The organism is Kutzneria sp. 744 (assembly GCF_000568255.1).
Taxonomy (GTDB): Bacteria; Actinomycetota; Actinomycetes; order Mycobacteriales; family Pseudonocardiaceae; genus Kutzneria.
The window spans coordinates 6,644,931-6,650,437 of record NZ_KK037166.1 but is presented as its reverse complement, the minus strand read 5'-3'; the positions used below and the strand labels follow the sequence as shown (position 1 = coordinate 6,650,437).

Annotated in this window: 3 protein-coding genes and 3 pseudogenes; 1 reads left to right on the top strand and 5 read right to left on the bottom strand. The window is 72.7% G+C overall.

Translation table 11 applies throughout. From position 1 onward, the window contains the following. On the bottom strand, positions 1-567 hold a 567-nt coding region (tsaB, locus tag KUTG_RS30350; protein WP_084579974.1), incomplete at its 3' end, for a tRNA (adenosine(37)-N6)-threonylcarbamoyltransferase complex dimerization subunit type 1 TsaB. A 22-nt stretch (positions 568-589) separates the two neighbouring features. On the opposite strand from tsaB, the pseudogene KUTG_RS30345 reads away from it, so the two are divergent. Then, positions 590-2,009 (top strand): annotated as a pseudogene (locus KUTG_RS30345) (acyl-CoA synthetase). A 69-nt stretch (positions 2,010-2,078) separates the two neighbouring features. Here the strand turns inward: KUTG_RS30345 and tsaE are convergent. The 4 genes and pseudogenes from tsaE to KUTG_RS30325 all read right to left on the bottom strand — a co-directional run. Beyond that, the gene (gene tsaE / locus KUTG_RS30340; protein WP_043721606.1) at positions 2,079-2,546 is read right to left on the bottom strand and encodes a tRNA (adenosine(37)-N6)-threonylcarbamoyltransferase complex ATPase subunit type 1 TsaE; all 468 of its coding nucleotides are present in this window, start codon (positions 2,544-2,546) and stop codon (positions 2,079-2,081) included. Further along, positions 2,528-3,553: pseudogene (locus tag KUTG_RS30335) on the bottom strand (alpha/beta fold hydrolase); the annotation flags it as partial. The pseudogene KUTG_RS30335 and the gene tsaE, both read right to left, overlap by 19 nt. Continuing rightward, a complete protein-coding gene (gene alr / locus KUTG_RS56795; RefSeq protein WP_232241034.1) occupies positions 3,484-4,773 on the bottom strand; it encodes an alanine racemase in 1,290 nt (429 codons plus the stop codon). The pseudogene KUTG_RS30335 and the gene alr, both read right to left, overlap by 70 nt. A 112-nt stretch (positions 4,774-4,885) precedes the next feature. Then, positions 4,886-5,507, bottom strand: a pseudogene (locus KUTG_RS30325) (NAD(P)H-hydrate dehydratase); the annotation flags it as partial.

The window sequence follows — 5,507 nt, the reverse complement described above, 5'->3', positions numbered from 1 at the left end:
CAGCACGATCGGCAGGTACAGCACGTCGGCGTACATCTCGGCGCCCTGCCCGGCGGCGCTCGCGACGCCCAGCGACGGCAGCTTCTCGACCAGGTCGGCCGGCTTCTCGACGTGCGGGCCCTCGGTGCGGCGGCCCTCGGCGTCGTAGGCCGCCCAGTAGACCTCGCGGCGGCGGGCGTCGGTGGCGACGAGCAGGCCGTGGCCGGTTCGCGCCTCGATGGCGATGGCGTCGACCGTGGGCACCGGGTACACCGGCTTGCCCAGGGCCTGCCCCAGGGAGGCCGCTGTGACCATGCCGACACGGAGGCCGGTGAACGGGCCGGGGCCGCTGCCGCAGACGAGGGCGTCGACGTCGGCCATGGTCTTGCCGGCCTCGGCCAGCGCCTCGCGCAGATGGGGAATCAGCAGCTCACCATGGGCTTTGGCGTCGACGGTGATGCGCTGCGCCAGCGTGCGCGGCGTCGCGTCGGCGTCGAGCTGCCCACTCCGGCGGTGACGGCGGGGGTCGCGGTGTCGATCGCAAGCACTAGCACGGTCGTCAAGGGTACGACCATCATCGGAAGGCACTTCGACGCGAGGGGTTGATGGGATGTTGCTGCCGGCTCTGGCCGACCCGACGGACGCCGACGCACTGGTCTTCGGCGACCGAAAACTGACCTACCGCGAGCTCGCCGGCGTGGCGGCGGCGATCGCGAAACGGCTGGTCGGGGCCAGGGTGGCGGTATGGGCGACGCCGACGCTGGAGACCTGCGCGGCGGTGGTCGGGGCGCTGGCGGCCGGCGCCGCGGTGGTGCCGATCAACCCCAAGGTCGGCGAACGCGAGCTTGAGCACATCCTCGGCGACAGCGCGCCGGCCCAGGTGCTGGCCGCCCCGGGCGTCGAGCTGCCCGGCGGCCTGGCCGCGCTGCCGCGGCTGGATGTCGACCTCTCCGTACGTTCCGACGGGCTGCCGCCCGAGCCGGACGAGGAGGCGCCGGCGTTCATCGTCTACACCTCCGGCACCACCGGTCCGCCCAAGGGGCGTGGTCCTGCCACGCCGGGCGATCGCGTCCAACCTGGACTCGCTGTCGGCGGCGTGGGAGTGGACGGCCGCCGACGTCGTGACGCACGCGCTGCCGATCTTCCACGTGCACGGGCTTGTGGTCGGAGTGCTCGGGCCGCTGCGGCGCGGCGGATCTTCGCACCACATGGGCAAGTTCAGCGCGGCGGCGGCCGGGGCCAAGCTGGCCGGCCCGGCGACGATGATGTTCGGCGTCCCCACCATGTACAGCCGGCTCGCCGCCGACGTGGAGGCCGATCCGGGGCTGGCCAAGCAGATCTCGCAGGCCCGGCTGCTGGTGTCGGGTTCCGCCCCGCTGCCGGCCAGCCTGCACGAGCGCATCTCCCAGGCCACCGGGCAGCGGATCGTGGAGCGCTACGGCATGACCGAGACACTGATGAACTGCAGCGTCCGGGCCTGGGGCGAGCGTCGGCCGGGCACCGTCGGTCTGCCGGTGGACAGGGTGGAGGTGCGGCTCGTGGACGACGCCGGCTCGGTCATCGAGGTGAGCGACGACGCCACCATCGGCGAGATCGAGGTGCGCGGGCCCAACCTGTTCCTGGAGTACCTCAACCGTCCCGAGGCGACCGCCGAGGCCATGCACGACGGCTGGTTCCGCACCGGCGACATGGCCACCCGCGCCGCCGACGGCTACATCCGCATCGTCGGCCGCCGGGCCACCGACATCATCAAGAGCGGCGGCTTCAAGATCGGCGCCGGCGAGATCGAGAACGCCCTGCTGGAGCACCCCGGCGTGGCCGAGGTCGCGGTGGCCGGCCGCCCCGACGACGACCTGGGCGAGCGCATCGTGGCCTGGGTGGTGCCGGCCGCGTCGGCCCCGGACGCTCAGGAGCTGATCGACCACGTGGCTCGGCTGCTCACCCCGCACAAGCGGCCGCGAGCGGTGAATTTTGTCGATTCCTTGCCTCGCAACGAACTCGGCAAGGTTACCAAGCGCGCTCTCCCCTAAGCGCCCTTTTTGTCACATGCGCTTCCCATGTGTCACCAGGGCGCAAATGGGAAGCGCATGTGGCAAAAACTAGGGGAGGTCGCGGGTGGTCCAGCTACCCTGCGGGTGGAGCTCCGCCAGCCGGACGTCGTCGTCGAGGCGGGTGAGGCGGATCAGCAGGTGGTCGTCGGAGAGGCGTTCGGCGACGCCCTCGCCCCACTCCACGACCACGGCCGCGTCGACCAGCTCGGTGTCCAGGTCCAGGTCGTCCAGCTCGTCGAGGTGCCCACCCAGGCGGTAGGCGTCGACGTGCACAAGGGCGACGCCGCGCTCGCCGGCCCGATGCTCACGGGCGATGACGAACGTCGGCGAGCTGACTCGGCCCCGCACGCCGAGGCCTTCGGCGATGCCCCTGGTCATGGCCGTCTTGCCCGCGCCGAGCGGGCCGGACAGCAGCACCAGGTCACCCGCCCGCAGTAGACCGCCCAGCCGCCGGCCGAACTCGACCGTGTCCGCCTCCACCGGCAGCCGGAGTTCCTTCACGCTCGTTTCCACCATCGCCGTCCAGTCGTCTCGCCGTCCGCGCAGCTGCGCACCAGGTCCACCAGGTGACCGGTGACCAGGTCGGCCTCCTCCAGCATCACCATGTGCCCCGCGCCGTCGGCCCTGACCAGCTCGGCGTCCGGCAGCTCGGCGGCGATCGCCTCGGCATGCCGGAACGGCGTGAGCCTGTCGGCGTCTCCGCTGAGCACGAGCACCTTGCAGTGCCGCAGCCCGGCCAGCGCCGCGTAGCGGTTGTGGGATCCCAGGGTACGGACGAAGTCGGTGATGGCCGCCAGGGAGGTCCGGTCGATCATCGTCTCCATGAGGTCGACCAGCGCCGGGCTGACCTTGCGGTCGCCGAAGGCCAGGCCGCGGATGGCGCTCCAGGTGATGTGGCCGCCGGCCCGGCGGGCCCACTCGACCAGGCTGGGCTGCCAGTTGGCCAGCAGGCCGAGGCCGCGCGTCGCCGGGTTGTGCCGGGACAGCAGCGGGCGGGGCAGGCCGGACGCGCCGACGTCGCCGGCAGAGGTGCCGATCAGGGCCACGCCGCGGACCCGGTCCACGAACAGCTCGGGCTGCTGCTCGGCCAGGGCCATGATCGTCATGCCGCCCATGGAATGACCCACCAGCACGAGCGGGCCCTTCGGCACCAGCGCGCGGAGCACGGAGTCGAGGTCGTGGCCCAGCTGCTCGATGGTGCTGGACTCGGCGGTGGCCCGGCCCGAACGGCCGTGGCTGCGCTGGTCGTACAGCACCAGGCGAACCCGAGGATCGATCATCTTGGCCAGGTCGCGGCGCTGGAAGTGCCAGCAGCGGCGGTCAAGCACGAAGCCGTGCACCAGCACCACGGTCATCACCGGCGCGCCGCCGTCTTCGGGGTCCACCTCTTCGCACGCGATCGGCACGCCGTCGTCGGCGGCCACAGTGCATTCACGACTCGGGCGTAACTGGCCTAACGGCTCGTCCTCGTGCGGGTCGTCGGTGTCGCGGCGCTGCCGGGCGATGCGGGCGTTCTGCGCCGCAAAAAAAAAGGACCAGGCCCGTCGCCGCCCAACCCACCACGCCGCCGGTCACCCCGGCGGCCTTCATCCACGGCCTCACCGACGGCCGCCGAAAGAAAAAAACGCCGCACTCTCGGTCGGTACATGCCGGTCACGATCTCGTAGTCGATCGTGCCGGTCTTGTCGGCCCACTCCCGGGCCGTCGGCTCGCCCTCGTCACCCGGGCCGAACAGGACGACCTCGTCCCCGTCGGTGATCGGGTCGTCGCCGCAGTCCACCACGATCTGGTCCATGCAGACCCGGCCCACCACCGGCCGGCGGGCGCCGCCCAGCCAGACCTCCATGTTCCCGGACAACGCCCGCGGCACGCCGTCCGCGTAGCCGACCGGGACCAGCGCCAGGTTCGTGTCCCGCTCCGCCGTCCAGATGTGGCCGTACGACACGGATTCACCGGCCGGCACCCGGCGGGCCAGCGACACCGAGGAGCGGAACGTCATCACCGGTTTCAGGTCCGAGTCGCCCGGCAGCGGATTCAGGCCGTACACCGCGATGCCCGGGCGGACCAGGTCGAAGTGCAGGTCCGGACGGCTCAGCGTGGCCGCCGAGTTGGCCAGGTGCCGAATCGGGTGCAGGCCCGCCTCCAGCGCCACCTTGTAGGCCTCGTCCAGGCGGGCCGCCTGGAGGTCCATCGAAGGGTGCCCGGGCTCGTCGGCGTTGGCCAGATGCGACCACACCGCCGCGATCTCCACGGTCCCCTCGTCGTGGGCGCTCGCCGCCGCCTCCACCAGCGTGGGCCAGTCCGCCGGCTGGCAGCCGCCCCGGGTCAGGCCGGTGTCGATCTTGAGGTGGATCCTCGCCTCCGTGCCCACCGCCCTGGCCGCCGAGTTCACGGCCCACAGCTGGCGCAGCGAGGACACCGACAGGTGGATCCCCGCCTCGACCGCCGGGCCGAAGTTGTCGTCGACCGTGTGCAGCCAGCAGAAGATGCGCCCCTGGATGCCCGCCGCCCGCAGGGCCAGCGCCTCGTCGACCGAGGCCACCCCCAGCCACGACGCCCCCGCCGCCAGCGCCGCGTTGCCCACCGCGACCGCGCCGTGCCCGTATCCGTCCGCCTTCACCACGGCCATCGTCTGCGCGCCGGAGGACCCCGCCAGCCGCGTCAGCAGCTCGACGTTGTGCTTCACGGCGTCGAGGTCGATCCGGACCTCGGCCCGCGGCAGGGGATTGTGCTGATCAGCCATAACGCCGTTCATGGTGACATAAGCCGGGGTGCCGGTGCCGCGCGGTGACCCGTTTGGGGCCCGCGAGGTCGCGCCGGTCTCTGAAGCCGCGGGCCGGGAAAATCGCGTCTTTTCAGCGATTTTTCCGGACTAGGCGAAGAGACCGGATCTTCAGCGACCTCTCCCCGCGCGGGACGCGCGGAGAAAGCACAGCGCGGATGGCGTCGGAGATGGCGGCCTGGAGGTGGGAGGCGGGGGCGGGGGCGCCGTCGGCGGCGAGGTCGGCGGCGAGCTCGTGGACGTAGGCGGCGCAGCCGGCGGCCAGCCAAGGGTCCTCGCCGGCGGCCAGCAGGGCGCCGATGAGGCCGGAGAGGACGTCGCCGGAGCCGGCGGTGGCGGGCCAGGAGGAGCGGGACTGGCTGACCAGCACGCGGCCGTCGGGGGCGGCGACGACGGTGGAGTGGCCCTTGAGCAGCACCACGGCGTGGAAGCGGGCGGCGGCGCGGCGGGCGGCGGAGATGCGGTCGAGGCCGACCTCGCCGGCGAGGCGGGCGAACTCACGGTCGTGCGGGGTGAGCACGAGGGGGGTCTCGGGATCCCGGGCGTCCCACAGGGTGGGGTCGCCGGCCAGCAGGGTGATGGCGTCGGCGTCGGGCAGACGGGGACGTCGGGCGGCGAGCACGTCCACGAGGACCTCACGGCCGGCCTTGCCGGGTGCCGAGGCCGGGCCCGACGACCCAGGCCTGCACCCGGCC

What these genes read in the sequence shown, in the direction of transcription:
- alr (WP_232241034.1), bottom strand. Translation starts at nt 4,773, where the DNA reads ATGGCTGATCAGCACAATCCCCTGCCGCGGGCCGAGGTCCGGATCGAC.
- tsaE (WP_043721606.1), bottom strand. Translation starts at nt 2,546, where the DNA reads ATGGTGGAAACGAGCGTGAAGGAACTCCGGCTGCCGGTGGAGGCGGAC.